Raw genomic sequence first — 25125 nt, forward strand, 5'->3', positions numbered from 1 at the left:
GACGAGAGGCCGACGCGGTGTCGGCACCGGTGCCTACCATCGCTCCATGACCGACACCGCTACGACCAGCCGCCCGACCCTCGACCGCGCCGCGTTCGGACGCGACTGGGAGGAATGGCACCGCAGCCACGAGGCACGACGGGCCGACGACCACGGGTTCCTCGCCGTCACGACCATCGCGTGGCTCGGCGACGAACCGCAGTCGATCGAGGGAATCCCCGGGCTCTGGTCGACGGGCGAGAACGGCCCCGTCGTCGAGCTGACCGAGGGCGACGAGCTCACGCGCGACGGCGAGTCGCTCACCGGCCGCGTCGAGTTCGGACCGCTCATCGAGCGCGGCGGATTCACGCTCGTCTCGGGCGACACGCACATCGAGGTCGCTCGACGCGGCGGCAACGACATCGTGCGCCCGCGTCATCCCGCCCACCCCCTGCTCGTGAACTACACGGGCACCCCCACCTACGTGCCGAACCCGCGCTGGCTCGCCGAGGGCCGCTACCTGCCGTTCGCCGAGCCGCGCCCCACGACGGTCGGTTCGGCCGCCCCCGGTCTCGAGCACGTCTACGACGCCCCCGGCGAGGTCGAGTTCGAGCTGCGCGGCGAGACGTTCCGCCTGACGGTCTTCCCCGGCTACGCCCCCGGCAGCCTCTTCGCCCTCTTCACGGATGCCACGAGCGGGCTCACCACGTATGCGGCGAACCGGTCGCTCGCGATCGATGCTCCCGCCGCCGACGGCACCGTCACGCTCGACTTCAACCGCGCCGTGAACCTGCCGTGCGCGTACACCGACTTCGCCACGTGCCCGCTGCCTCCCGCCGAGAACCGGCTGCCCATCGGCATCGAGGCCGGCGAGAAGACCCCGCTCGAAAGGCACTGACGTGCGATTCCAGATCCTCGACATCATCCCCTACCTCGCGAACCCCGTCACGGGCCGCCAGGTCTCGCCCGCCGAGCGCTTCGACCAGACGCTCGAGCTCGCGCGCCGCGCCGAACGCCTCGGCTTCGATGCGATCTCGGTCGGCGAGCGTCACGCGGGGCGCTTCCTGTCGTCGGCTCCGAGCGTCATCCTCGGCGCGATCGCGAGCCAGACGTCGACGATCCGCCTGCAGACGGGCGTCACGGTGCTCTCGGTGCTCGACCCCGTGCGCGTCGCCGAAGACTACGCGACGATCGATCAGCTCTCGCGCGGCCGCCTCGAGATCACGATCGGCAAGGGCAACGAGGTCGCCCAGTTCCCGCTCTTCGGCCTCGAGATCGACGACCAGTGGGAACTCCTCGCCGACAAGTACGCGCTCCTCCGACGGCTCTGGCGCGAGACGGATGTCGACTGGGACGCCACTCCTTACACGCGCGCGCAGCACGCGACGACGACGCTGCCGCGACCCTTCGCCGGAGCCCCGCGCGTCTGGCACGGCTCGGCGACGACGCTCGCGTCGGCCGCCCTCGCCGCGCGTCACGGCGACCCGCTGTTCTCAGCCAACGCGATCCAGCCGCTCCGCAACTACGAGGTTCTCGTGCGCCACTACCGCGACGAGTTCGAGCGCCACGGACACGACCCCCGGTTCGCCTACGTCGGCGCAGGCTCCGGCTCTCTCTTCATCGCCGATTCGACGGCCGAGGCGCGCGAGCTCTACGGCCCGGTCTACGAGGCGATCGTCGCGGCGACCAACGTGCCGGGCAACAACTCGCCGTTCCGCGACATCGACCACGCGATCGCGGAGGGCCCGGCCCTCGTCGGCACCGCCGAACAGGTCATCGAGAAGATCGCGCGCTTCCACGGCGCATTCGATCACGACCTGCAGTCGATCAGTCTGCCGACGACGCTGCCGATCGAGCAGCAGTACGAGATCCTCGAGCGGTTCGCGGCCGAGGTCGTGCCGGTCGTCCGCCGCGAGTTCCCGACGACCCTGTGGGGCGAGGGAGACCCGTACGCCACGCGCCCCGCGGTGCACGGGGCGACCGAGAAGGATGCCGCGAGCGCGGTCTCCGCTCACGGCAGACTCGTCGCCGCGGCCTGAGAGGATTCGCTGATGACGACCACGACATCCGCCGCACTCGACCGGCGCTACGGCACGACCGATGTTCCCGAGGTGACCCTCACCGAGACGATCGCGGGGCAGCTCGCTCATCGCTCGGTGCGGCGCTTCCTGCCGTCATCCGTGAGCGAAGGCGATCTCGCGGCGATCGTCGCGGCCGCGCAATCGGCGGCGACGTCGTCGAACCAGCAATCGTGGAGCGTCGTCGTGGTCGAAGACCGCGAGCGCCTCGCGCGGCTCGCCCATCTCGCGGGCGACCAGGCGTTCATCGCCGATGCGGCGGCGTTCTTCGTGTGGGTCGCCGACCTGAATCGCGCGGCGACGATCGCGGCCCGTGCCGGTCACGAGCTCGGTGGGGCCGACTACCTCGAGTCGACCCTCGTCGCCTCGATCGATGCCGCCCTCGCCGCGCAGAACGCCGTCGTCGCGGCCGAGTCGCTCGGCTGGGGCACCGTCTACGTGGGGGCCGTGCGCAACAACCCGGTCGCGATCGCCGCCGAGCTCGGCCTGCCGCCGCGCGCCTTCGCCGTCGTGGGCCTCGCGATCGGTCGCCCCGACCCCGACGAGCAGGCGGGCGTCAAGCCCCGCCTGCCGCAGAGCGCCGTCGTGCACCGCGAGCAGTACGACCCCGCGGCGAGCGCCGACGGAGTGGCTGTCTACGGCGCACGTCTCTCGGACTACTACGACGCCTACGGCATCGAACACGAGTGGACGGCGAGCGTCGCGCGCCGCTGGAAGGACGCGGCGGGGCTGAACGGCCGCCACCGTCTGCGGTCCTGGTTGGAAGAACTCGGCTTCCCGAGCCGTTAGACCTGTCGGAGAGGAAATCATCGTGACATCCCCCGTTCTGATTCGTGAAGCGCAGCCGAGCGAGTACGACGCCGTCGGCCGACTGACCGAAGAGGGCTTCGCGACCGGACCGTACGGCCACCTGCCGGTCTCGGAGGAGCGTCGCCGCCTCGTCACGGATGTCGCCGCGCGTGCCGCGTCGGGCGTCGTGCTCGTCGCCGAGAGCGACAGTGCTCTCGTCGGGACCGTCACCGTCGTGCGCGCCGGTACGCCGCAGGCGCGCCTCGCGACGGGCGACGAGGCCGAACTCCGACTCCTCGCCGTCTCGCCCGCCGCACGCGGACTCGGTCTCGGCCGCGCCCTCGCGAATGCCGCTCAGGAGGTCGCCCTCGAGTGGGGCGCCCCCGCGATCGTGCTCGACACGGGGTCGCTCAACCTCACCGCGCAGTCGCTCTACGACAGCCTCGGCTACGAGCGGCTCCGGAGCCACGCCGACCCCGACGGTCGCATCACGCACGTCGACTACCGGCTGCCCCTCGCTGCGCGAGACGACGTCGTCGTACGTCTCGTGCGCCCCGACGAATACGAGGCCGTCGCCGACCTCTCGGAGCGCGCCTACACGATCGAGTACGAGATCTCCGACGACTACCTCGCGTCGATCCGCGACATCGAGTCGCGGGCGATCGAGCACCAGGTGTGGGTGGCAGCGGACGCCGCGAGCGGAGCCCTCCTCGGAACCGTCGCGACGCCGCGCCGCGGCAACACCATCTCGCCGCTCGCCCAGGACGGCGAGCTCGACTTCCGGCTGCTCGCAGTCGACCCCGTCGCGCGCGGGCGTGGCATCGGCGACATCCTCACCCGTCACACGATCGAGATCGCGAGACTCCGCGGCCTCGAACGTGTCGTCATGAACTCGGGCCCGCAGATGGTCGGCGCCCATCGGCTCTACGAGAAGGTCGGCTTCGGTCGGTTGAGCGAACGGGAGCGCATCATCGAGGTCGGCGGCCGCAGCTTCCTGCTGCTCGCCTTCACGATCGACGTTCCGGTGCGCCTCCGGCTCGATGAGAAGATCGCGGGATGAGTTCAACAGACGTCGTCGTCATCGGTGGTGGCGCGATGGGGTCCTCCGCGGCCTGGCAACTCGCCCGCCGCGGCCGTTCGGTGACCCTCCTCGAGCGTTTCTCGCCGGGGCACACGCACGGTGCATCGCACGGCGCATCACGCAACTTCAACGTCAGTTACGGCGACCCCGACCACATCGCGCTGCTCGTCGAGTCCCTCCCGCTGTGGCGTGAACTCGAGGCCGAGACGGGGGCACACCTGCTCGATCAGGTCGGCATCGTGAACCACGGGGACTTCCCCGACATCGACGGAGTGCACGAGTCACTCGCCGCCGCCGGCATCCCGAGCGAGTTCCTGCCCGCCGAGGAAGCGGCGCGGCGCTGGCCCGGCATCCGTTTCACGACGCGCGTGCTGCACACGCCGACGGCGGGGCGGCTGAACGCCGACGCGTCGGTCGCCGCCCTGCAGCGGGCGGCCGCCGCGCACGGCGCCGACGTGCGTCACGACACGCGAGTGCTCGGCATCGAGGTCATCGGCGACGATCACGTGCGCGTGACCACCGAGACCGAGACGATCGATGCGCGCCGCGCGATCGTGACCGCCGGCGCCTGGACCTCGAGCCTGCTCGGCGGCATCGTCGACCTGCCGGCGCTCGTCGTCACGCAGGAGCAGCCCGCCCACTTCGCGCTCCTCGACGACTCGTTCGAGTGGCCCGGCTTCAACCATCGCCCTACGGCGACCGAGGACGACTGGTGGTACTCGGGCGTCTACGGCATGTTCACTCCGGGCGAGGGGGTCAAGGCCGGCTGGCACGGAACGGGGCCCGTCGTCGACCCCGACCGACGCGACTACACCGCCGAACCCGCGCAGGCCGAGGCACTGCGCCGCTACGCGCGCGAGTGGCTTCCGGGGGCGGACGCCGACTCGGCGACCTGGATCAGCTGTACGTATACGACGACCCCCGACTCGGTATTCGTGCTCGACAGCTCGGGCCCGATCACCGTCGGCGCCGGGTTCTCGGGCCACGGCTTCAAGTTCACTCCCGCGGTCGGCCGGGTTCTCGCCGACCTCACCGACGGGCGACCCGCGCCCGGCACGTTCTCTCTGCAGAGGTTCGCATGACGATCGACACCCCGCCGACATCCACCGCCGCACCCGCCGCCGAGCTTCTCGACGTCGACTGGTTCGATCCGCGCGCCGTCGAGCTGCGTGCCGCGATGGATGTCGAGATGGGCGAGCGCTACGGCGACCGCTCACTCGCCGATCTCGGCGAGGAGGCGCTCACGGCGTTCGTGATCGACCCCGACGACATGATCGCGACGGTCATCGCCGTCGTCGACGGCGTGCCGGTGGGTCATGCTGCGCTCCGCGCCCTCGGCGACGAGTTCGAGCTGAAGCGCCTCGTGACCCTCGAGGGCTACCGCGGCCGCGGCATCTCGCGTGCGCTCATCGAACGCATCGAGGCGATCGCGCGCGAGCGCGGCGGCACCCGCGTCATCCTGCAGACCGGCGACCGCCAGCCCGATGCCGTGCGCCTCTACGAGTGGCTCGGCTACGAACCCATCCCGATCTTCGCCCCCTACGAGCCGATCACGTTCTCGCGCTGCTTCGCCCGCTCGATCATCTGACCGCGTCGCCCGTCGCCCCGCGCCCTTCCACCGAAAGGTCAATCCCCGGGGGTCCGCACCCACCCGCACCCCGAGCGATTGACCTCTCGACCCCGAGCGACGTGCGCGAGCGCGCCGCCGCAGACCACGCCATCCCCGTCATCCCCACCGAAAGGTCAATCCCCGGGGTCCACACCCACCCGCACCCCGAGCGATTGACCTCTCGACCCCGAAGCGCGCCGCCGCAGACCACGCCATCCCGCGTCATCCCCGTCATCCCCACCGAAAGGTCAATCCACCGGGGTCCGCACCCACCCGCACCCCGAGCAATTGACCTCTCGACCCCGAGAGACGTGCGGGAGCACGCCGCCGCATCACCCCCACCCGAGAATCACCCCCGCCCGAGAAACTCCCGCCACACGCCCCCACGCACACGAAACCCCGCCACGCGGCTCACGTCGCGGGCGGGGTTCCGAGTCATGCGGATGCTACGGGCGCGGCAATCCGGGAGGGTTGATCTCGGACGTCTTCACGGCCTCGCTCTCGAGGCCCCAGCGCTCGAGGATGGCGTCGTACTCGCCGTTCTCGATCGCGTAGTTCAGCACGATGTTGACGGCTTCGATGAGGCCGTTGTCCTTCGCGGTACCCGCAGCGATCTGCGCGTTGTCGGGGAATCCACCGTTGAGCTGGCCGACGAGCTTCGTCTTGCCGTCGGTCGCGGCCTTGTACGCGGCCGTCGCGTTCGGACCGAACGTCGCGTCGACGCGTCCCGACTGCACGGCGAGCGTCGCTGCGGCGTCGTCCTCGTAGTACTGGAAGTCCACGGGGTCGAGCCCGGCGGCCTTATTCTCCTCGTCCCACGCGAGCAGGATCTTCTCCTGGTTGGTGCCGGAGCCGACGACGATCGAGAGGCCGGCGACGTCCTTCGCCTCGGAGATCGAGTCGATATCGCTGTCGGCCTTCACGTAGAAGCCGAGCACGTCATCGCGGTAGGTCGCGAAGTCGAAGAGGTCCTTGCGCTCTTCGGTGACCGTGACGTTCGAGGTGATGAGGTCGTACTTGCCCGACTGGATGCCGAGGGGCCAGTCGGCCCATGCGGCGATCTCGGTCTTCAGCTCGAGGCCGAGACCATCGGCGATGAGCTGCGCGAAGTCGGCCTCGCTGCCGAGGCGGGTGACGTTGTCGTCTTCCGCGAGGAAGGACAGCGGCGGGATGTACGCGCTGCCGACGACGGTGAGCTTGCCCGGGTCGATGGGCGTGAAGCCGCTCGCCTCGAGCGCCTCGACGGCCTCGGGAACGGGGTCGATGCGCGGCCGGTCGTCGGCGTTCTTGCTCGTGAGGTCGAACTGCACGATCGACGTCTCTGCGGCGGCCTCCGTCGCCTCAGGAGCCGCCTCCGCCTCAGCCGAGTTGCCGCTGTTGAGTGCGAATGCGGTGATCGCACCGCCGACGATCGCGACGGCGGCGACGCCACCGACGATGACCGCCACCTTCTTCTTGTTGATTGCCATGTCGTGTCTCGCTTACTTACTCTTGATGTTCCGATGCCGGGTTCGGTGATCGGTTCGGCCCGGCGCCGCCGGCCAGGGCGGCGCCGGGCTCTCCTGCGCTAGAGCACCTTGCGCAGGAATTCCTTGGTGCGTGCGTTCTTCGGGTTCGAGAGCACCGCGGCGGGGGCTCCCTCTTCGATGACGCGTCCCTCGTCAAGGAACACGACGCGATCGGCGACCTCGCGGGCGAAGCCGATCTCGTGGGTCACGATGACGAGCGTCGTGCCCTCCTTCGCGAGCTCGCGGATGACGTCGAGCACCTCACCCACGAGTTCGGGGTCGAGGGCGCTCGTCGGCTCGTCGAAGAGCAGCACGTTGGGCTTGAGGGCGAGCGCTCGGGCGATGGCCACACGCTGCTGCTGGCCTCCCGAGAGCTGACGCGGGTAGTGGTCGGCCTTGTCGCCGAGGCCCACACGCTCGAGCAGGGTGCGTGCCTGCGCGAGCGCTTCGGCCTTCGTCGCACGCTTGAGGGCGATGGGCGCCGCGGTCACGTTCTCGATCGCGGTCAGGTGCGGGAACAGGTTGAAGTTCTGGAACACCATGCCGACCTGCGTGCGCCGGCGGAGGATCTCGGCCTCGTGCAGCTCGAAGAGGCGATCGCCGCGCAGCTCGTATCCGATGAACTGACCGTCGATCGTGATGGACCCGCGGTCGATCGATTCGAGATGGTTGATGGCGCGGAGGAGCGTCGACTTGCCCGACCCCGACGGGCCGAGGAGCGCGACGACCTGGCCGGGCTGCACCGTGAGGTCGATGCCGTGCAGAACCTCGTGGGAGCCGTACGACTTCGAGACGCCGCGGATCTCGATGAGCCCGCTGACCGCACGCCGGGGCGGAGCGGCGACGGCGATCCCGTCGAAGGAAGGGGCGAGTCGGGTGTCGGTCATGAGCGGGTGTCCTTCGCGTCGGAGGGAGGGGTGCCGGAGGCGGGCTTCTCGTCGTCGTCGAGGCGCGCCCACTGCTCGCGCACCCAGAATCGTGCACGCTGGATCGGCGTCGGCGGCAGCACGCGCACCGAACCGCGGGCGTAGTGGCGCTCGATGTAGTACTGCGCGACCGAGAGGATCGTCGTGATGAGCGCGTACCAGACGACCGCGACGAGCAGCAGCGGGATGACGCGCTGGTTGCGGTTGTAGATCACCTGCACCGTGTAGAAGAGCTCGGGCAGGGCGACGATGAAGACGACCGACGTGCCCTTCACGAGTCCGATGATCTCGTTGAACGCGTTGGGCAGGATCGCCCGCGCGGCCTGGGGCAGGATGATGCGGAAGAAGCGCACCCGGCGCGGCAGACCGAGGGCCGCCGCGGCTTCGAGCTGCCCCTGATCGACCGAGAGGATGCCGCCGCGGATGATCTCGGCGGAGTACGCCGCCTGGTGGAGCGAGAGTCCGAGCGTCGCGGCGGCGAACGACGAGATGAGCGTCACCGTGTCGAACGAGACGAGCCAGAAGTCGGTCGTGAACGGAGTACCGAGGCCGAGCTTCGGGTAGAGGTATCCGAGGTTGTACCAGACGAGCAGCTGCACGACGAGGGGAACCGAGCGGAAGAACCAGATGAAGCTCCACGCGAGCGAGTTGAGGAGCGGCGAGCCCGACAGCCGGGCGATCGCGAGGAGCGCCCCGATGATGAACCCAAGCGATCCCGAGATGAGCGTGAGCACGAGCGTGAGCACGAGGGCGTCGGTGACGATCGGGCTGAAGAAGTACTCGCCGAAGACGTTCCACTCGTAGAGGGAGTTCGTCGCGAGCGACCAGATGAACTGTGCGGCGACGAAGATCGCGAGTGCGCTGAAGATCCAGCGGCCCCAGTGCTTCGTCGGCACGACCTGGAGCTCGGGCGGCGAGAAGGGGTTCTTGTCGGGCTGGCTCGCACGAGCGGGTGGTCCGCTCGCGGCATCCGTCGCCCCCGCTGCCACGCTGGGGGCCGCGGCCCGCGCGGGTGTGTCGAGAGTCATCGCCTGTCCTTTCTCGTCGCCCGGTTCGGGCGTTGTCGAGAGATTAGGCGGGTCGTGCGGGGTGCGGCGAGGGCCGTGTCATCGGCGCGTCAGAGAGCGTCACGCCGTGTCATAGAGGGCCGCACGGCGTCACGGTGGTGCCGTCCTCTCGAGACCTCGCACGCGTCGCGGTCATCGCTCTCGCAGCGCACGCGATGTTCGGGTAAGCGCATGCCCACGGGCGTGCGCAAGCCCCCGATGGGGAGGCGTGGCTCTTCCGCCGCCCTCCGTTACGGTGAGCACAGGGGAACAGAAAACGTTCGAAATGGGCCGGAGATCCTCGCGGAGTGCCGGTTCGGACGTTGAGCGATGCTGTCGAGGGCGACACGGTCGGACCGAGCCCCTGACAGCTCGTTCGCGCGGGTCAGCTCACTCGAGGATGCCCTGGCGCTTCGCGAGCGTCACCTCGCGGTAGCGGCGCACGACGAGCACGACGAGTCCCACCGCGATCGCGGCGTAGACGACGTAGTCGATGTAGCCGAGGTACTGCTCGAGGGCCTCGTGCTGCGTGCCGAGCGCCGCGCCCACTCCGATGAGGAGCGAGTTCCAGATGCCCGAACCGATCGCCGTGTAGAGCACGAACACGACGAGATTCATGCGAGCCGCCCCCGCGGGGATCGAGATGAGGCTCCGGATGCCGGGGATCATGCGACCCACGAGCACCGACCACTGGCCGCGCGTCGCGAACCACTCGGCACCGCGTTCGAGGTCGGAGCGGCTGACGAGCCGGGTCGCGGCGATCATCATGATGGCGCGCGTCATGCCGATCCAGGCGCCGAGGCCGTAGAGCAGCAGCGCCCCGAGCACCGACGCGAGGGTCGCCCACAGGATGAGCGCGACGAGGTTGAGTTCGCCCGACTGGCTGAGGTAGCCCGCGAACGGCAGGATCACCTCGCTCGGGATCGGCGGGATGAGGACCTCGACGAAGACGAGCAGGCCCACACCGACGTCACCGAGAGCGGTGAGCACATCGGCGGCGAACCCGGTCAGCCCCGTGAAACCGTGGTCGGAGGTGGTTGCGGCAGCGGTGATCACGGCGGTCCCCCGGGGTGGTCGATGTCGTCAGAACACGGGTAACGCTAATGAGCACAGATGAACGAAAGCTGCGTGCGGGTTTCGAACGGATGACGCGTGCCCGTGCTGCTTACTCGGGGGTCTCGGGGTTGCCGTCGAAGTCGCACGCGAACACGATCGCACCGAGGGTCGAGGAGCCGTAGGTATAGGGGTAGCCCGGGTCGATGACGACGGTCTCTCCGGGATTGCCGCTGACCGAGTAGCCTCCGAAGTTCGTTGGGCACCCCGGCCGGTAGTCGCCCGCGGGCACGAAGGTGACGGGCGTCAGGACGAACTGCCAGTCATCCCTCGACGTGCCCGAGCCCGTGCCCGACCCGATCGAGCCCGACGATTCCGCCGGCGCCTCGGCCGCGACCCTCGCCGCTTCGGCGACGCGCTCGGCTTCCTCGGCTGCGGCGTGACTCGCGGCGACCGCGTCGACCGTCGCCTTCGCTCCCGCGAACGCGCCGACGACGGCAGAGATCGACACGGCGCCCTCGGCCGGGTCGAGCGCCGTGCGCACCGCGGTCGCGGCGGTCGAGACGGCATCCTTCTCGGGTTGCCCGGCCTTCGGCGCAGCGCTCACGGCGACGTCGAGCTCGGCGGCGACGCTCTCGGCGAGGGCGATCAGCGCATCGTCCACGGCGTCGCGCGCCCGATCGGTCGCGGCGATGTCACGCCCCTCGAGCGCGGAACCGAGCGAGACGAGTGCAGCATCGAGGTCGACCTGCGCGGCGTCGTCGCCCAGCCCGCCGAGCGTCTCGCCGGCACCGTGCACGGCATCGAGACCCGCCCGTGCCTCCGCACGCACCCCCTCGACCGCCGACTCCCACGCGGCGAGGGAGACGTCCTCGGCGGCGTGCTGTTCCTGCGCCGCGGCCTCGTCGCGCGCCGCGGCGTCGAAGGCGACGACCTGCACGCCCACGAATCCGAGCGCGAGCACGGCGATACTCACGCCGGCGATGACCTTCTCGAGCGTGCCGAAACGGCGCGCGTCGGCCGACGCCTCTGAATCCCCCACTGACATTCCCCCGTCATCCGCGTCGCTCGTTCGCGAGGCGCAACCTCGTCAGCGTAGACGCAGAGAGGCGCCGGTCTCGCGCCCCTGTCCGGGGGTCGCGAGACCGGCGCCTGTCAGAACTCGGCGGGGTCTAGTTGCCCTTGGTGTGACGCGGCTTCCGCGGCGGGCGGTCGTCGCTGTCGAAGCGGCGGCTCGGTCCGCCCGAGTCGGGGCGGAGTTCGATGAGTCGACCCGAGATGCGCGTTCCCGTCAGACGGTCGAGCACGTCGTCCGGAAGGTCGGCGGGCAGCTCGACGATCGAGAACTCGGGGCGGATCTGGATCGCTCCGAAGTCGGCGCGGCTGAGGCCGCCCTCGTTCGCGAGAGCTCCGACGATCTGACGCGGTTCGACCTTGTGGCGCTTGCCGACGGCGATGCGGTACGGCGCGAGGCGCACGTCGCCCGGGCGCTGGCGACGCTCGGGGCGATCGTCGCGGTCACGGTCACGGCGCTCCGGGCGATCGCGGCGGTCGCCACGGTCACCACGGTCGTCACGATCGCGCGCGGGACGCTCGGGGCGCTCCTCACGACGGGCGGCGCGCTCGGCGGCGGGGTCGAGGAGGAGCGGGGTGTCGCCCTGCGCGACGACGGCGAGCGCTGCGGCGACATCGGCCTCGGGCACGTCGTGGTGCTTGACGTAGTGGCCGACGATGTCGCGGAACGCCGAGATGCGATCGGCGTCTTCGAGTGCCGCGGTGATGCGGTCGTCGAAGCGCGCGAGGCGCGTGGTGTTGACGTCGTCGACGCTCGGCAGGCGCATCTCGGTGAGCGGCTGGCGCGTCGCCTTCTCGATCGCCGTGAGCAGGCGGCGCTCGCGCGGGGTCACGAAGCTGATCGCGTCGCCCGAGCGGCCGGCACGACCGGTGCGACCGATGCGGTGCACGTACGACTCGGTGTCGGTGGGGATGTCGAAGTTGACGACGTGGCTGATGCGCTCGACGTCGAGTCCGCGCGCCGCGACGTCGGTCGCGACGAGGATGTCGAGCTTGCCGGCCTTCAACTGGTTGACGGTGCGCTCGCGCTGCACCTGGTTGATGTCACCGTTGATCGCCGAAGCCGAGTATCCGCGGGCGCGGAGCTTCTCGGCGAGCGTCTCGGTCTCGTTCTTCGTGCGGACGAAGACGATCATGCCCTCGAAGTTCTCGACCTCGAGGATGCGCGTGAGGGCGTCGACCTTCTGCGCGTACGAGACGACGAGGTAGCGCTGCGTCGTGTTCGCCGACGTGGTCGTCTTGCCCTTGACCGTGATCTCTTCGGGATCGTTCAGGTACTGCTTCGAGATGCGACGGATCTGAGCGGGCATCGTCGCCGAGAAGAGCGCGACCTGCTTGTCGTCGGGGGTGTCGGCGAGGATCGTCTCGACGTCCTCCGCGAAGCCCATCTTGAGCATCTCGTCGGCCTCGTCGAGCACGAGGTACTTGAGCTCGGAGAGGTCGAGCGTGCCCTTCTCGAGGTGGTCCATGATGCGGCCGGGCGTGCCGACGACGACGTGCACGCCGCGACGGAGTGCCGACAGCTGGACGCCGTAGCCCTGGCCGCCGTAGACGGGGAGCACGTGCACGCCGCGCATGTGGGCGGCGTACTTCTCGAACGCCTCGCACACCTGCAGGGCGAGCTCACGGGTCGGCGCGAGCACGAGCGCCTGCGGCGTCTTCTGCGAGACGTCGAGGCGCGACAGGATCGGGAGCGCGAAGGCCGCGGTCTTGCCGGTGCCGGTCTGGGCGAGTCCGACGACGTCGCGCCCGGCCAGCAGGGTCGGGATCGTCGCGGCCTGGATCGCGGAGGGGGTCTCGTAGCCGACGTCCTTCAGCGCGCGGAGCACTGCGTCGTCGAGGCCGAGTTCGGTAAAGTTGGGCACAGCAGGTGCCTCATCGGCCGCAGAAGGGGCCGCAGAATCGTGGGAAGTCACACTCCAGGGTAGTGCCCCCTCCTGAGAGGCACTCGATAGTCCACGCGCGCGACGTGCGCGGGCACCGCGCCGGTCGCGATTCCGACGACGCGTCCGGTGAAACCGCCGGCGACTTCGGTCGCGGTGTACCGGCCGTCGATGGCTGCGATCTCCTCGAAGTCCTCGCCCTCGACGACGCCGAGGGCGAGGACGTCGGGGCCGCCTCGCGGGTGCAGTCCGCCGGCGCCGGGTCGGGCGCGGACCGACAGGGTCACGGCGCCCTCCGGCCGCGCCCGCTCGCCGAGCTCGATACGGATGCCGCCGATGAGCGCGACAGCGACGAGCGACGTGCTTCCGGCGACGATGCGCACCCCGTGGTCGTCGTCGAGGCGCACGACGACGGCTGCCTCGCCCTCGAGTTCGGCGTCGAACTCCCACGCCTCGTCGCTCGCCCGGACGGCGAGGAGACCCGCGCCCGCGTCATCCGTCGCCGCCAGGTCGAGACCGCCGCCCGGTGCGAGTGCCGCGAACCCGGCGGGCCACCGGCCCGGCGAGACCCAGCGCAGGTCGAGGGCGGGCGCATCGAAGCGGTCGGTGAACGCCGTGTCGACGGGCGGCACGACGTAGCGGTCCTCGACGACGACGGGCCAGTCGTCGACCCAGTCGATCCCCGTGAGGAAGGTCTCGCGGCCGTTGACGTGGAATCCCGGCGTCATGCCGCGCGGGCGCACCCCGAGGTGCACCATGGCCCACTCCCCCGACGCGAGTTCGACGAGATCGGCGTGGCCGGTGTTCTGCACGGGGTGGACGGTGCTGCGGTGCGAGAGGATCGGGTTCGCCGGGCAGCTCTCCCACACGCCCTCGATCGATCGCGATCGGGCGATCGAGACGGCGTGCCCGCGCTCGGTGCCGCCCTCGGCGACAAGGAGGTACCACCAGTCGCCGCGGCGGTACAGGTGCGGGCCCTCGGTCGCGGCGAGCCCCGTGCCCTGCCACAGGAGGCGCGGCTCCGAGAGCAGCTCTCCCGACGCCGGGTCGACGCGCGCGTGGGCGATCTCGGTGCCCGCTTCTCCGAAGCGTGCCCACGTGAGGTGGCAGTCGCCGTCGTCATCCCAGGCGAGGTCGGGGTCGATCCCGACGGCGCCGGCGGCGAAGACGGGCTCCGACCACGGGCCCGCCGCGTCCTCCGCCCACACGATGAGGTGGCCGTCGTCGACGCGGTCGATGTCGGTCGTGATCATCCAGAAGCGGCCGTCGTGGTGACGGATCGTCGGCGCGAAGATGCCGCCGCCCGTATCGGCGCGCTGCATCTGGCTCGGTCGCTCGATGGCGTGGCCGAGGAGGCGCCAGTCCACGAGATCGCGGCTGTGCCGCACGGGCACGCCCGGCAGGTACTCGAACGTCGAGTTGACGAGGTAGAAGTCGTCGCCGACGCGGCAGATCGACGGGTCGGGGTGGAAGCCCGGCACGATCGGGAGGCTCATGAGCGAGCCTCGCGCTCGGCGAGCTGGGCGACGAAAGCAGCGCGCGGCGGCGAGAACAGGTCGACGATCGTGCAGCCATCGGGCCCGGCGACGCCGCCGTGCGGCACCCACGGCGGCGCGACGAACACGTCGTGCGGCCCGAGTTCGCGTTCGACCCCGTCGAGCGAGAACAGGATCGAGCCGGCGATGACGAGCCCCATCTGCTCCTCTTCGTGCACGTGCACCGCGGCGACCGCGTGCGGCTCGAGCGTGACGTGCGAGAGCATGACGTCGGTGCCCGAGACGACCCGCAGCGCGACGCCGTCGCCGCCCGAGAGCGGTTCGACGTCGCCGAGTGCGGCGAAGCGCGCGGGGGCGCTCGGTGCGGGGCGGGATGCCGGTGCGGAGTCGGTCACGGATTCTCCTTCGAATCGGCGGGGTGGCGTCGGGGAGACGTTAGCAGTCGCATACTTACGAGGGTGCCCAATGATGTGATGCTCGTCTCAGGAATAGCACTCATCGTCGTGTGCGCCTGCGCGGGCGCGTTCGTCGTGCAGGTGCGACGCACGACCCGCTCGCCGTCGCGCGGGCTCTGGTGGGCGGCGTTCTCCGCGGCGGCGTTCGCGAGCATCGCCTCGGCCCTCATGATCTTCCTCGGTCACGAGTGGTGGATCGTCGCGGCGTCCAACGGATTCATGGCGGCCGCCGTCGGGCTGTACTGGTCGGGTGCGCGCGCGTTCAACGGGCGACCGGCGATGCTCGAGATCACGGTTCCGCTCTCCCTCGCGGTCTTCATCGTCTCGGCACTTCCGTCGCCGTCCGGTGTCGAATGGGCGGGAGCACCCCTCCGATTCGGAACGATCGTGGTCTTCTCGGTGCTCGTCGCCGTCGAAGCGCTCCGCCGCCCTCTGCGCCGCGTCCGCGCCTCGTTCATCGTCGCTGCGGCGCTCCTCGTGCAGGCCGTGTACTCGGCCGCTCGACTCGTCGTCTTCCTGGTCGCGGGCCCCGAGTCCGACGTCTTCACGAGCATCTTCAGCACGTTCGCGACGACGGTCCTGAACGTCGCTCTCGTTCTCGTCGTGACCGGCTGCACGATCGCTATCAAGATCGGCTACACGCACGACGCCATGCTCGGTTCCCGCGTCGAGCGCACGTCGATCGTGCCGATGCGGCAGCTCGTGCGGCTCGCCGAGCGGCGGGGACCGGACGCGATCGGGCTCGTCGTCGTCGCGTCGATCGAGTCGCACCGTCTCCTCGTGTCGGCCTACGGCCGACCGCGCATCGACGAGGTGCAGCAGCACCTCGTCGCCGCCCTCATCGATACTCTCCCGACCGGATGTCTCGTGAGCGAGCGACGTTCGGGCGAGGTCGTCGCGGCGTCCGCCCGGCCGCACGGCACGTCGACCGCGTCCATCGAAGACACCGTGGCCCGACTCTTCGCGGCGAGCGCCGCGGAGAACGGCATCCCCGTGCTCGCCGCGGCGGTCGCTGCCGAGCCGGTCGTCGACGCCCCCTCGCGCGACACGAGCACGGGCGGCGTCACCGCGGCGATCACGCGTGCCCGCCGCCGCGTGGCCAGCGCACTCGCTGAGTAGTTCCCCGCGTGGGGGGACGCGGCGCAGGCCGGCATCCCCCTACTCTTCAAGGGTGATGCCGGACCTCCTCCCCGTCTTCGGGTTAGCGCTCGTCATCATCTGCGTGTGCGCCGGGTGCTTCGCGATCGCCGCACGAGGATCGCGACTCGGCAGCTGGATCGGCCCGTGGTGGGTCTCGCTCGTCGGCACGATCGGCACCTCGACGTGCTATCTGCTCATCGCGCTCACGCTCGACGACTGGTGGATGTTCGCGCTCGCCAACGGCTTCATGATGCTCACGATCACGTCGTACTGGTCGGGGGCGCGCGCCTACAACGGTCATCCGCCCCACCTCTGGATCTCGATCGTCGCCGCCGTGCCGCTGGTCGCATCGCCTCACATCTGGGCCGACGAGCCGCCGATCTGGGCCGGAGCACCGCTGCGATTCGGGCTCCTCGCGGTGTTCTCTGTGCTCATCGCGATCGAGATGCTGAGCCTGCCGCTGCGCCGCGACCGCATGTCGTACCTCGTTGCCGCGACCGTCATCGCGCACGGCGTCTACGTGAGCGCCCGCCTCGTCGTCTTCCTCCTCGAAGGCCCGACGTCGGGCATCTTCGAGCGCCACTTCAACACGATCGCCACCACGCTCCTGAACGTCGGTTTCGTCGCGGTCATCACGGTCGCGACGATCGGCATCCTCATCGCACGCTCGCACGAGGACGCCCTCGGCGAGCGGGTCGCGCGCGTCGATCTCGTGCCCCGTTCGGCGTTCCTGCGCGGGGCGAACGAGCGGGCGAACGGAGAGCGCGGCGCGCTGCTCGTCGTCGCGGGCGTCGAGTCGTTCGCGACGCTCTCGAGCGCGCTCGGGCGCGTCCGCGGCGACGAGGTGCGGAAGTTCCTGACGGCGGCCGTGATCGACACCCTTCCCGCGGGAAGTGTCGTCACGACGCTCCGGGGTGATCTCGTCGCGGCTCACGCGATGCTGCCGCGCGGCACCGCGACGTCGTCGATCGAATCGACGGTCACTGACCTCTTCCGAGCGAGCGCCGAGGAGGTCGGCGTACCTCACGCCGCCGCGGTGTGCGTCGCCAGGGTCGTCACGGGCGCCGACGTGCGGCCGGCACTCGACGATGCGACGGCTGCGGTGCGCGATCGCGTACGCACCTGATCAGGTCGGCGTGGCCGACCGACGAATCGTGCGGCCGGTAATCTGAGCGGATGGCCACCCTGCGCACCCTCGACCAGTCGTCGAAGCTCAAGAACGTCCTCTACGAGATCAGAGGCAACGCGCTCACCGAGGCCGCCCGACTCGAGGCCGACGGCTTCACGATCCTGAAGCTCAACACGGGCAATCCCGCGACGTTCGGCTTCGAGGCGCCGTACCAGATCGTCCGCGACATGATCGCGGCCATCCCCACCGCCCACGGCTACAGCGAGAGCCGCGGCATCCTCGCCGCGCGCCGCGCCGTCGTCTACCGCTACGAGGAGATCCCGGGCTTCCCCCGCGTCGATCCCGACGACGTCTTCCTCGGCAACGGCGTCTCCGAGCTCATCACGATGACCATGCAGGCGCTCCTCGACGAGGGCGACGAAGTGCTCATCCCTGCCCCCGACTACCCGCTCTGGACGGCAATGACGAGCCTCTCGAGCGGCACTCCGGTGCACTACCTGTGCGACGAGGAGAACGGCTGGCAGCCCGACCTCGACGACATCCGCTCGAAGATCACGCCGCGCACCAAGGCCATCGTGATCATCAACCCCAACAACCCGACGGGTGCCGTCTACTCGCGCGAGGTACTCGAGGGCATCGCCGAGATCGCGCGCGAGCACTCGCTGCTGCTCCTCTCCGACGAGATCTACGACCGCATCCTCTTCGACGACGCCGTGCACATCCCCATGGCGTCGGTCGCGCCCGACCTGCTGTGCCTCACGTTCAACGGCCTCTCGAAGACCTACCGCGTCGCGGGCTACCGCTCGGGCTGGATGGTCATCACCGGCCCGAAGGAGCACGCGGCGGGCTTCCTCGAAGGCATCAACCTCCTCGCTTCGACGCGCCTCTGTCCCAACGTCCCCGCACAGCACGCCGTGCAGGCAGCACTCTCGGGAGTGCAGTCGATCGACGCGCTCATCGCGCCGAGCGGTCGACTGCACGAGCAGAGGGATGCCGCGTGGGAGGGTCTCCAGTCGATCCCCGGCGTCTCGTGCGTGAAGCCCGAGGGCGCGCTCTACGCGTTCCCTCGTCTCGACCCGAACGTCCACGAGATCCGTGACGACGCGAAGCTCGTCTACGACCTGCTCATCTCCGAGCACATCCTCCTCGTGCAGGGCACGGGCTTCAACTGGCCGAACCCCGACCACCTGCGCATCGTCACGCTGCCCGAGGCCCGGGTGCTGACCGAGGCCGTCGAACGGCTCGGCAACTTCCTGTCCTCCTACAAGCAGTAGCCGGGCTACTGCGCTCCGCCTTCGGCGAGGTACGCGAGCCGGCGCAGAGTCTCGGTGTTGCGCCAGTACAGCGGCGGATCGGTGAGCGCTCGGACGAGGAGCGTCGCCGGCCCGCGCACGGGTTCCTCGTGGATGCGCACGACGCATCCGCCCGCGACATCCTTCGCCTCGATCACGATGCGCGCCTCGCCGATCGGCCAGCCGCGCGCCCGCATGACCATGCGGTGCGGAGGCTGCCACTCGACCGAGCTCGTCGTGTCGTCGATGAAGAGGGGCCACACGCCGACCGAATGGTGCAGTCGCGCGCCGACCGCGGGCCAGGTCTCATCGACATCGCGCATCCGTGTCGCGCCCACCACCCAACTCGGGTAGAGCCAAGCGTTCGAGAGCACGCGAAAGACGTCCTCGCTCGTGCATCGCATCCTGCGGTGGTTGGTAGCCATCACTGCCTTCCGGTTCGCGAGGTTCCCATTCTTCCGTGTGAACCCGATGTCCGCCTGGTGGTTGACAGCGTTCGGCCGATCGCCGATGAGAGCATGGACGGACCGCCCACGACTTCGATGGAGACTCCCCATGCCGTCCGCCGTGACCCTCATCCGCTCCGCCGCGCTCTCCGACGCCGCCCAGTACGCCTACGCCGCGACGGCTCCCGCCGACGCGCGGCTCGTCTTCCTCGCGGGCTCGTGCCCGCTCGCCGCGGACGGCTCGACCGTCGCGCCCGGCGACTACGCGGCGCAGGCGGCGAGCTGCATCGAGAACATGAGGGTGGCCCTGGATGCCGCGGGCGCATCGATCACCGACGTCATCAGCACACGCGTGCTCGTCGCCTCGACCCGGCAGGCCGACCTCGTCACCGCATGGGAGGTCGTGCGCGACGCGTTCGGCGACCACGACGTGCCGAGCACGCTGCTCGGCGTGACCGTCCTCGGCTACGACGAGCAGCTCGTCGAGATCGAGGCCGTCGCGGCCGTGCGCGACTGACGCGCGCGCCCGCGCACGCTCCCGCGCCCACTCACCGCACGACGCGCGCCCGCCACGCCCACGCGGCGATCTCGACGCGGTTGCGGGCACCGAGCTTCACGCTGATGTTCCGCGCGTGCGTCTTCACGGTCGAGACCGAGACGAAGAGGTCGGCCGCGATCTCCTCATTGGTGCCGCCCCGGGCGATGGACGCGGCGATCTCGACTTCGCGGGGCGACAGGTCGTGCGCGACATCCGCCGCCGCCGATCCGCCCGCGAGCTCGCCGAGCAGACGCACGGTGATCGACGGTGACACGAGTGCGTCGCCGTCCGCGGCGGCGCGCACGGCCTCGACGAGCAGCCGGGGTCCGGCATCCTTCAGCAGGAAGCCCGACGCCCCCGCCTGCAGCGCCGAGCGCAGGTACTCGTCGGTGTCGAACGTCGTGACGACGACGACGCGTGGCGCGTCCGGCGACGTCGTGACGATGCGCGTGGCATCCAGTCCGTTCATCCCCGGCATACGGATGTCCATGAGCACGACATCGGGTCGCGCCCGCGCGACCGCGGCGACCGCGTCCTCCCCCGTGCCCGCCTCCCCCACGACCGAGATGTCGCCCTCGGCCTCGAGGATCATCCGGAAGCCGGCGCGCACCATGTCCTGGTCATCGGCCACCACGACGGTGATCATCGCGTCACCTCGAGCGGCAACGCGACCCACACGTTCCAGCTGCCCGGCTCGTCGGCGCCCGCGCGCATGCGGCCGCCGAGCGCGGCGACCCGCTCCGCCATGCCCGTGAGACCGAAGCCGCGCGCGCCCGGCTCGCCGGAGCGGGTGCGCACGCCATCGTTCCCGATCTCGAGCACGAGGTCGGAATCGATCACACGCACCGTCACGCGAGTGACGCCCTCCGGTGCATGGCGGCGCACATTGGTGAGCGCTTCGCGCACGACGCGATACGCCGACTCCCCCGTGCCCGGCGGCAGGGTCACGCCCGCGGTGTCGAAGCGGAGCGTCGTGCGCTCCCGCCCGGGATCGAATCGGTCGATGAGGCTCGGGATGTCGCCCAGGTCGTAGCGCACGGTGAGCGGGGCGCCACGATCGGCATCGTCGCGTATCGCCCCGACCATCCGGCGCATCCCGGCGAGCGCCTCGGTTCCAACTGATTCGATCGTCGAGAGCGCCTCCGACACCCGGCTGGGATCGGTGTGGGCGACGGCGATCGCCGCCTGGGCCTGCACGACGATGCCGGTGACCTGGTGGGCGACGACGTCGTGCAGTTCGCGCGCGAGCTCCATGCGCTCCTCGCGTCGCGCCGCATCCATGGCGGACTCGCGTCTCCGCAGCAGATATCGCCCGGCGACGCCACCGGCGATCGCGCAGGCCCAGAGGAGAAGTGCGGTCAGGATGACGGTGGTGTCGAGTCCGACCCGCAGGAGCACGGCGGCGAGCGCGACGACGAGCGCGCACGCACCGATGACGACCGAGCCGCGCACCGACGACTCGCGCACTCCGAACACCGTGATGACCGCGAGGGCAGCGGTCTCGGTCAGCGAGAGAGCCGGGCTGCCGACGAGCCCTGAGACGACGGATGCCGCAAGCGATACCGCGAAGACGGCCGTCACCGTCACACGCGTCGGCAGCCGACGGCGTGCGAGCACGAGCACCGCGACGACGATCGCCACGATCGCCGTCGCCAATGCTCCGGCGATGAACTCCGTGCCCGGCTGGGCGATGAGGACCCGGGAGCCGACCTCGAAGTCGATCACGAGCAGCAGCGCGAGGGCCACGAATTCGGCGATCGTCGCCGCGATGCGTCGTCGATCGGCGAGAGAGTCGTGCCGCGAGGTCTCGTGCTCGTTCGCGGCGGGCATGCACTTCATCCTACGGAGGCCTCGCGCGGCGACCCCGGTCTCGCCGACATATCGTCCGAAAGGAGGAGGGGCTCGTCGCGCGACCGTTCGCACGGTCGAGGCGCCGAGCACTGGCCGGCCGCGAGCCTGGATCCATGATTCCTCCCGTCGACGCTACCCGGCCCGCTCCGACCGACTCATCTGCCCGTCCCGCTGCGCGCGCGATCGATGTCGTGCGCGACTACGGATCCGGCACGAGTCGCGTCCGCGCACTCGACGGGCTCAGCATCGAGCTGCGCCCGCGGCGATTCACCGCGATCATGGGCGCCTCCGGGTCGGGCAAGTCGACCCTGCTGCACTGCCTCGCGGGCCTCGATCAGCCGACGTCGGGTCGCATCATGCTCGGCGCGACCGAACTCGGCCGCCTCGACGATGCGGCACTCACGCGGGTGCGACGCGACCGGATCGGCTTCGTCTTCCAGGACGGCAACCTCCTTCCCCACCTGAGCGCGGGCGAGAACATCGACCTCGGCGCGTCGCTCGCCGGGCGGCGGCCGGATCGCGGATGGCGGTCCGAACTCGTCGACCGGCTCGGCATCTCCGACAGGCTCCGCCACCTCCCCGCGGAACTGTCGGGCGGTCAGCGCCAGCGGGTGGCCGTTGCCCGCGCCCTGCTCGGGCGCCCCGACCTCATCGTCGCCGACGAGCCGACCGGCGCGCTCGACAGCACGTCGGGCCGAGCCCTGCTCGAGTTGCTCCGCTCGTGCGTCGACGAGTTCGGGCAGACCGTCGTGATGGTGACGCACGACGCGGCAGCGGCCGCGATCACCGATGAGGTGATCCTGCTGACGGATGGCCGCGTCGCCGGCATCCTCACGGACCCAACCCACGATTCGGTGCTCGAACGCGTCGGAGCTCTCTCGGCGGCGACCGCATGATCGCCCTGCGAACCGCCGTGCGGAGCGTCCGTCGTCGCCCGGGCCAGGCGTTCCTCATCGGCATCGCGATCGTCGCGGCGACGGCCTTCGCCGCGACTTCCCTTCTTCTCACCATCAACGCACGCGGCGCCCTCGTCGCGTTCGGCATGAGCACTCCCGCGGCGGCCGATGCCGTCATCGTGCCGCGCGGCGATGTCGCACCGGCGACCGTCACAGAGATCGCCGAGAGTATCCGTGCCCTGCCCGGCGTCGACGAGATCGCCGTCGAGTACCTCGGCGATGTCGACGTGCAGGCCGGCGGCGCCACCTCGACGTGGAAGCTCACGAGCGATCCGGGGTCGGGCCCGCTGAGCGCGGTTCCCGAACTGTACTCCGGAGCAGCGCCGGCGATCGGCGAGGTCGTCCTCGGCAGGAGCACCGCCGAGCGCGCTGGGCTGACGGTCGGTGATTCGCTCGTCGCCGGCGGTCTCGAGTTCACCGTCGCCGCGATCGGCCCCGTCACCGAGTTCGGTCAGGACGTCGCGCTCATCCGCGAACAGGATGCGATCGCCCTGGGCGACGCGATGATGCCCGTGCAGATCCTCACGACCGGCGATGCCGACCTCGATGTGCTCCGCTCGGTCGCCGACGGCAGTGTCGTCATGAGCGGTGACGAGCGGCGGGCGCAGGAGGAACGCTCGGTCACCGACACCCTCGTCGGAGTGATCGGCGCGCTCTCGGTCTTCGTCGGCCTCGCCGTCCTCGCTGCCGTCGTGATCGTCGCCTCGACGTTCCGTATCCTGCTCGCCCGCCGAGCCGCCGAACTCGCGCTACTACGGTGCGTCGGTGCGAGCCGAGCGCAGGTCAGTCGTTCGCTGCTCATCGAGGCGGCCTTCATCGGGCTTCTCGGCGGCATCGTCGGGGTCGCCCTCGGACTCGGTGTCGCGGCGGGCCTCGTCGCGAGTGCGCGTGCCGCCGGCCTGCTGTCGGCCCCGTTCGTCTCCGCCCCCGCGGGACTGGTCGTCTGCGTCATCCTCGCCGTTCTCAGCGCCGTCGTCGCCGCGATTCCCGCCGCTCGTGCAGCCGGACGCACGCCGCCGGTCGCGGCGCTCGGCGAGGCGCGCTCCTCGGAGGGCCGTGCCGCGCGCCTCGGGGTGCGTCTCGTCGTCGCGAGCGCGCTCACCCTGAGCGCCGTCGCTGCGGGAGCGGCGGGAGTCGCGGTCTCAGCAACCGACCAGTTCCTCGGGCTCGCGCTCGCCGCACTCAGCGGCGCTCTCGTCTTCGTCGCGCTCGTCGCGGTCGGTCCCTTCCTCGTCGCGTGGTCGGCGTCGCTGCTGCGCCCCCTCGTCTCCGGCTCGGTCGCGATGCGGCTGGCGGTGTCGAATGCGGTGCGGGCGTCGCGCCGCACAGCCGCCATGACGACGGTGCTCATGCTCGGCGTGGGCATGACGGCGGCGCTGATCGTCGGAGTGGCAGGAGCGACCGCCGATGCCCGCGACGGTGTCGCCCGTACCTTCCCCGCTGAGGCGATCATTCCGATCGACCTCGTCACCGATGCGAGTGCCGTGGTCGATCGCCTCGCGGCCGACCCCGCGGTCGACGCGCGTATCGCGGGAACCGACATCCTCATCGACCCGGCTCCCGGCTCGAGCTCGGCCGATCTGCGTGCGGCGGTGCTCGCTTCGACGGATGCCGGCACGCCGGTCTACTGGGCGGTCGACGTGCAGGCGGGCATCGAGCAGACGATCCTCATCGGCCAGGTCGTCGGAGCGGCGATGATCGGGGTGACGCTGCTCGTCGCGATGATCGGCGTCATGGTGACGCTCGCCCTCTCCGTCACCGAACGTCGTCAGGAGATCGCGCTGCTCCGAGCGCTCGGAGTCAGCCGTTCGGGCGCCCGCCGCTCGATCGCCGCCGAGGCCGCCCTCGCCGCCCTCGTGGGCGCGATGACCGGAGCCGTCGTCGGCAGCGTGTTCGGGCTCATCGCTCTGCGTGTGCTCGGGATGCCTGCCGGCACGCCGCCTCTCGGCGCACTCGTCGCCCTCGTCGTCGCCGTGGTGGTCGCCGCCATCGTGGCTGCTGCGGCGCCGATGCGGAGTGCCGGGCGCGTGCAGCCGGCGATCGGTCTGGCCGCGTGACGGCCCACGACACTTCTCCCCTTCTCGGAAAGGAATCACCCATGATCTCTCGACGCCGACTCCCCCTCCTCGGTGCGGCCGGTCTCGCGGCCCTCACTCTGACGGGATGCACGATCGCGCAGGATGTGCTCCAGGTGGGCCAACGCGAGTTCACGTACGAGACGGCGGCCGATGCCGACGCCTCGCGCGAGTCCTTCCGCTTCCAGGGGTTCCTGCCCGAGGACGCGACCGATGTCCGGCTGCTCGCGCAACTCGACGGTCACGCGGCCGTGATGCGCTGGACGAGTCCGACGAGCTTCACCTCAGCCCACTGCGTCGAGGAACCTGTCACGTCAGAGCCCGATCTCGACGCCGACTGGTCGCTCGACGCGCTTCCGTCGGAGGGCCTCGTCTGCGGCTCCTGGACGGTCGTGCAGAGCGGTGACGTGCATCTCGCCTGGCGCGCCGAGCAGGAGTGATCGACACAGGTCGCGGGTCGGAGAGGAGCGACGGCTTGGCACCCCGTACGGTCGTCGTATGACGCAGCACGATGACGATCGGCCGGACGCGGATGACGGCTCGAAGCGGCCACTCATCAGCGGCGCGCGGGGCGGGCTGATCTACATGGTCACGGGCGTCGTCGTGACCTACACGATCGGTGCTGTCTTCCCCGGCTCGAGCGGCATCATCGCCATCATCTTCATCGCCGGCATCTTCGTCGCGTTCCCCTGGATCGCGCGCCGCGGCGGTGGCCGCTGAC

Annotated in this window: 25 protein-coding genes; 14 read left to right on the forward strand and 11 right to left on the reverse strand. The window is 70.4% G+C overall.

The window, feature by feature from the left end; all coding sequences use genetic code 11:
* Positions 1-46 precede the first annotated feature (46 nt).
* Genes BJ972_RS09215 through BJ972_RS09240 form a run of 6 tightly spaced genes read left to right on the forward strand, consistent with a single transcriptional unit; the run spans position 47 to position 5515 of the window.
* Positions 47-877 (forward strand): DUF1684 domain-containing protein, encoded by an 831-nt coding sequence (locus BJ972_RS09215; protein WP_129173617.1) that lies wholly within the window; start codon positions 47-49, stop codon positions 875-877.
* 1 nt (position 878) lies between these two features.
* The gene (locus BJ972_RS09220) at positions 879-2018 is read left to right on the forward strand and encodes an LLM class flavin-dependent oxidoreductase (protein ID WP_129173615.1); all 1140 of its coding nucleotides are present in this window, start codon (positions 879-881) and stop codon (positions 2016-2018) included.
* A gap of 12 nt (positions 2019-2030) precedes the next feature.
* Positions 2031-2846: a nitroreductase family protein gene (locus BJ972_RS09225; RefSeq protein ID WP_129173613.1), complete on the forward strand. Its 816-nt coding sequence runs from the start codon at positions 2031-2033 to the stop codon at positions 2844-2846.
* A gap of 22 nt (positions 2847-2868) precedes the next feature.
* Positions 2869-3906: a GNAT family N-acetyltransferase gene (locus tag BJ972_RS09230; protein ID WP_164989892.1), complete on the forward strand. Its 1038-nt coding sequence runs from the start codon at positions 2869-2871 to the stop codon at positions 3904-3906.
* Positions 3903-5009, forward strand: coding sequence for an FAD-dependent oxidoreductase (locus BJ972_RS09235; protein WP_129173611.1), 1107 nt, complete (start codon positions 3903-3905; stop codon positions 5007-5009). The genes BJ972_RS09230 and BJ972_RS09235 overlap by 4 nt, the downstream gene beginning before the upstream one ends.
* Complete coding sequence (locus tag BJ972_RS09240; protein ID WP_129173609.1) at positions 5006-5515, forward strand: GNAT family N-acetyltransferase; 510 nt, start codon at positions 5006-5008, stop codon at positions 5513-5515. The genes BJ972_RS09235 and BJ972_RS09240 overlap by 4 nt, the downstream gene beginning before the upstream one ends.
* 467 nt (positions 5516-5982) lie before the next feature.
* On the opposite strand, the gene BJ972_RS09245 is transcribed toward BJ972_RS09240, so the two are convergent.
* From BJ972_RS09245 to BJ972_RS09280, 8 genes are all read right to left on the reverse strand, one after another.
* Positions 5983-7005 carry an ABC transporter substrate-binding protein gene (locus BJ972_RS09245; RefSeq protein ID WP_129173607.1) on the reverse strand — a complete coding sequence of 341 codons (1023 nt, stop codon included), beginning with the start codon at positions 7003-7005 and terminating at the stop codon, positions 5983-5985.
* Positions 7006-7103: 98 nt separating this feature from the next.
* Positions 7104-7931, reverse strand: a complete 828-nt coding sequence (locus tag BJ972_RS09250; RefSeq protein ID WP_129173605.1) for an amino acid ABC transporter ATP-binding protein — start codon at positions 7929-7931, stop codon at positions 7104-7106.
* Complete coding sequence (locus BJ972_RS09255) at positions 7928-8998, reverse strand: amino acid ABC transporter permease (protein ID WP_129173603.1); 1071 nt, start codon at positions 8996-8998, stop codon at positions 7928-7930. Before BJ972_RS09255 ends, BJ972_RS09250 begins: the two co-directional genes overlap by 4 nt.
* 408 nt (positions 8999-9406) lie before the next feature.
* A complete protein-coding gene (locus tag BJ972_RS09260) occupies positions 9407-10072 on the reverse strand; it encodes a DedA family protein (protein ID WP_308790468.1) in 666 nt (221 codons plus the stop codon).
* A 109-nt stretch (positions 10073-10181) separates the two neighbouring features.
* Complete coding sequence (locus tag BJ972_RS09265) at positions 10182-11111, reverse strand: hypothetical protein (protein WP_164989891.1); 930 nt, start codon at positions 11109-11111, stop codon at positions 10182-10184.
* A gap of 130 nt (positions 11112-11241) precedes the next feature.
* On the reverse strand, positions 11242-13059 hold the full coding sequence (locus tag BJ972_RS09270; RefSeq protein ID WP_129173599.1) for a DEAD/DEAH box helicase: 1818 nt from the start codon (positions 13057-13059) through the stop codon (positions 11242-11244).
* Positions 13056-14522 (reverse strand): glycoside hydrolase family 43 protein, encoded by a 1467-nt coding sequence (locus BJ972_RS09275; protein WP_129173597.1) that lies wholly within the window; start codon positions 14520-14522, stop codon positions 13056-13058. Before BJ972_RS09275 ends, BJ972_RS09270 begins: the two co-directional genes overlap by 4 nt.
* Complete coding sequence (locus BJ972_RS09280) at positions 14519-14917, reverse strand: cupin domain-containing protein (protein WP_129173595.1); 399 nt, start codon at positions 14915-14917, stop codon at positions 14519-14521. Before BJ972_RS09280 ends, BJ972_RS09275 begins: the two co-directional genes overlap by 4 nt.
* A 63-nt stretch (positions 14918-14980) precedes the next feature.
* Between BJ972_RS09280 and BJ972_RS09285 the strand changes: the two genes are divergently transcribed.
* Genes BJ972_RS09285 through BJ972_RS09295 form a run of 3 tightly spaced genes read left to right on the forward strand, consistent with a single transcriptional unit; the run spans position 14981 to position 18520 of the window.
* The gene (locus BJ972_RS09285; RefSeq protein ID WP_129173593.1) at positions 14981-16096 is read left to right on the forward strand and encodes a hypothetical protein; all 1116 of its coding nucleotides are present in this window, start codon (positions 14981-14983) and stop codon (positions 16094-16096) included.
* A gap of 55 nt (positions 16097-16151) precedes the next feature.
* Positions 16152-17243 (forward strand): hypothetical protein, encoded by a 1092-nt coding sequence (locus BJ972_RS09290; RefSeq protein WP_129173591.1) that lies wholly within the window; start codon positions 16152-16154, stop codon positions 17241-17243.
* A gap of 50 nt (positions 17244-17293) precedes the next feature.
* On the forward strand, positions 17294-18520 hold the full coding sequence (locus tag BJ972_RS09295; protein WP_129173589.1) for a pyridoxal phosphate-dependent aminotransferase: 1227 nt from the start codon (positions 17294-17296) through the stop codon (positions 18518-18520).
* Positions 18521-18525: 5 nt separating this feature from the next.
* On the opposite strand, the gene BJ972_RS09300 is transcribed toward BJ972_RS09295, so the two are convergent.
* Complete coding sequence (locus BJ972_RS09300; RefSeq protein ID WP_306457469.1) at positions 18526-18861, reverse strand: SRPBCC family protein; 336 nt, start codon at positions 18859-18861, stop codon at positions 18526-18528.
* A 232-nt stretch (positions 18862-19093) separates the two neighbouring features.
* On the opposite strand from BJ972_RS09300, the gene BJ972_RS09305 reads away from it, so the two are divergent.
* The gene (locus BJ972_RS09305) at positions 19094-19501 is read left to right on the forward strand and encodes a RidA family protein (protein ID WP_129173585.1); all 408 of its coding nucleotides are present in this window, start codon (positions 19094-19096) and stop codon (positions 19499-19501) included.
* Positions 19502-19532: 31 nt separating this feature from the next.
* On the opposite strand, the gene BJ972_RS09310 is transcribed toward BJ972_RS09305, so the two are convergent.
* Together BJ972_RS09310 and BJ972_RS09315 are read right to left on the reverse strand one after the other, a co-directional pair.
* Entirely contained in the window at positions 19533-20168 is a 636-nt protein-coding gene (locus BJ972_RS09310; protein ID WP_129173583.1) for a response regulator, read from the reverse strand.
* Positions 20165-21352, reverse strand: coding sequence for a sensor histidine kinase (locus BJ972_RS09315; RefSeq protein ID WP_164989890.1), 1188 nt, complete (start codon positions 21350-21352; stop codon positions 20165-20167). Before BJ972_RS09315 ends, BJ972_RS09310 begins: the two co-directional genes overlap by 4 nt.
* Before the next feature lie 134 nt (positions 21353-21486).
* Between BJ972_RS09315 and BJ972_RS09320 the strand changes: the two genes are divergently transcribed.
* The 4 genes from BJ972_RS09320 to BJ972_RS09335 are packed head-to-tail and all read left to right on the forward strand — an operon-like array spanning position 21487 to position 25124.
* On the forward strand, positions 21487-22269 hold the full coding sequence (locus BJ972_RS09320) for an ABC transporter ATP-binding protein (protein ID WP_129173579.1): 783 nt from the start codon (positions 21487-21489) through the stop codon (positions 22267-22269).
* A complete protein-coding gene (locus BJ972_RS09325) occupies positions 22266-24386 on the forward strand; it encodes an FtsX-like permease family protein (protein ID WP_129173577.1) in 2121 nt (706 codons plus the stop codon). Before BJ972_RS09320 ends, BJ972_RS09325 begins: the two co-directional genes overlap by 4 nt.
* Positions 24387-24427: 41 nt before the next feature.
* A complete protein-coding gene (locus BJ972_RS09330) occupies positions 24428-24844 on the forward strand; it encodes a hypothetical protein (RefSeq protein WP_129173575.1) in 417 nt (138 codons plus the stop codon).
* A gap of 58 nt (positions 24845-24902) precedes the next feature.
* The gene (locus tag BJ972_RS09335; RefSeq protein ID WP_129173573.1) at positions 24903-25124 is read left to right on the forward strand and encodes a hypothetical protein; all 222 of its coding nucleotides are present in this window, start codon (positions 24903-24905) and stop codon (positions 25122-25124) included.
* Position 25125: the final 1 nt, after the last annotated feature.

The sequence above is a fragment of the Agromyces atrinae genome (assembly GCF_013407835.1).
GTDB classification, from domain to species: Bacteria; Actinomycetota; Actinomycetes; order Actinomycetales; family Microbacteriaceae; genus Agromyces; species Agromyces atrinae.

Bases quoted from the DNA above. Each gene is read 5' to 3' on its own strand.
- BJ972_RS09250 (WP_129173605.1), bottom strand. From the start codon at position 7,931: ATGACCGACACCCGACTCGCCCCTTCCTTCGACGGGATCGCCGTCGCC.
- BJ972_RS09320 (WP_129173579.1), top strand. From the start codon at position 21,487: ATGATTCCTCCCGTCGACGCTACCCGGCCCGCTCCGACCGACTCATCT.
- BJ972_RS09235 (WP_129173611.1), top strand. From the start codon at position 3,903: ATGAGTTCAACAGACGTCGTCGTCATCGGTGGTGGCGCGATGGGGTCC.
- BJ972_RS09315 (WP_164989890.1), bottom strand. From the start codon at position 21,352: ATGCCCGCCGCGAACGAGCACGAGACCTCGCGGCACGACTCTCTCGCC.
- BJ972_RS09295 (WP_129173589.1), top strand. From the start codon at position 17,294: ATGGCCACCCTGCGCACCCTCGACCAGTCGTCGAAGCTCAAGAACGTC.
- BJ972_RS09325 (WP_129173577.1), top strand. From the start codon at position 22,266: ATGATCGCCCTGCGAACCGCCGTGCGGAGCGTCCGTCGTCGCCCGGGC.
- BJ972_RS09225 (WP_129173613.1), top strand. From the start codon at position 2,031: ATGACGACCACGACATCCGCCGCACTCGACCGGCGCTACGGCACGACC.
- BJ972_RS09275 (WP_129173597.1), bottom strand. From the start codon at position 14,522: ATGAGCCTCCCGATCGTGCCGGGCTTCCACCCCGACCCGTCGATCTGC.
- BJ972_RS09335 (WP_129173573.1), top strand. From the start codon at position 24,903: ATGACGCAGCACGATGACGATCGGCCGGACGCGGATGACGGCTCGAAG.
- BJ972_RS09245 (WP_129173607.1), bottom strand. From the start codon at position 7,005: ATGGCAATCAACAAGAAGAAGGTGGCGGTCATCGTCGGTGGCGTCGCC.
- BJ972_RS09215 (WP_129173617.1), top strand. From the start codon at position 47: ATGACCGACACCGCTACGACCAGCCGCCCGACCCTCGACCGCGCCGCG.
- BJ972_RS09300 (WP_306457469.1), bottom strand. From the start codon at position 18,861: ATGCGCGATGTCGATGAGACCTGGCCCGCGGTCGGCGCGCGACTGCAC.
- BJ972_RS09240 (WP_129173609.1), top strand. From the start codon at position 5,006: ATGACGATCGACACCCCGCCGACATCCACCGCCGCACCCGCCGCCGAG.
- BJ972_RS09310 (WP_129173583.1), bottom strand. From the start codon at position 20,168: ATGATCACCGTCGTGGTGGCCGATGACCAGGACATGGTGCGCGCCGGC.
- BJ972_RS09255 (WP_129173603.1), bottom strand. From the start codon at position 8,998: ATGACTCTCGACACACCCGCGCGGGCCGCGGCCCCCAGCGTGGCAGCG.
- BJ972_RS09330 (WP_129173575.1), top strand. From the start codon at position 24,428: ATGATCTCTCGACGCCGACTCCCCCTCCTCGGTGCGGCCGGTCTCGCG.
- BJ972_RS09290 (WP_129173591.1), top strand. From the start codon at position 16,152: ATGCCGGACCTCCTCCCCGTCTTCGGGTTAGCGCTCGTCATCATCTGC.
- BJ972_RS09305 (WP_129173585.1), top strand. From the start codon at position 19,094: ATGCCGTCCGCCGTGACCCTCATCCGCTCCGCCGCGCTCTCCGACGCC.